Annotated in this window: 1 protein-coding gene; it reads right to left on the reverse strand. The window is 71.6% G+C overall.

The annotated features are described in order from the left end of the window. Positions 1–564: ATP-binding cassette domain-containing protein (locus MXD62_RS10000; protein ID WP_248829059.1), on the reverse strand; the 564-nt coding region annotated here is incomplete at both ends.

Raw genomic sequence — 564 nt, forward strand, 5'->3', positions numbered from 1 at the left:
TCCAGCTCCCGGAAGACGGCCGCGAACTCGCGGAAGTCCTCCTTGCCGAAGAAGCGCAGCGCCCCGTCCGACGGGCCGAAGTAGGCCACGTGCCCACCCGGGGCGAGCACCAGGATGTAGTCGCACAGGTCCAGGAACAGCACACTGTGCGTGACCACGATGACCGTGCGGCCGCTCTCGTCCGCCGAACCGACCCCGCCGCCCTTGGCCAGGCCCTTCAGCGTCTCCATCACCGACTGGTCGTTCGCCGGGTCCAGCCCCGACGTCGGCTCGTCCAGGAACAGCAACGACGGCCGGGTCAGCAGCTCCAGCGCGACCGACGTCCGCTTCTTCTGCCCGCCGGACAGCCGGCTCACCGCCGTGTCGGCGTGCGCGGTCAGGCCGAGCTCACCGATGACCTCCTGGACGCGGGCGCGCCGCTCCTGCCCCGTGGTGTCCGCGGGGAACCGCAGCTCGGCGCCGTACTCGAGCGCCTCGCGCACGGTGAGCTGGGCGTGCAGCGGATCGGCCTGCGGGACGTAGCCGATGCGCCGGCGCAGCTCGTCGTACTCGGCGTAGAGATCC

It is taken from the genome of Frankia sp. Mgl5 (genome assembly GCF_023242985.1).
Taxonomy (GTDB): Bacteria; Actinomycetota; Actinomycetes; order Frankiales; family Frankiaceae; genus Parafrankia; species Parafrankia soli.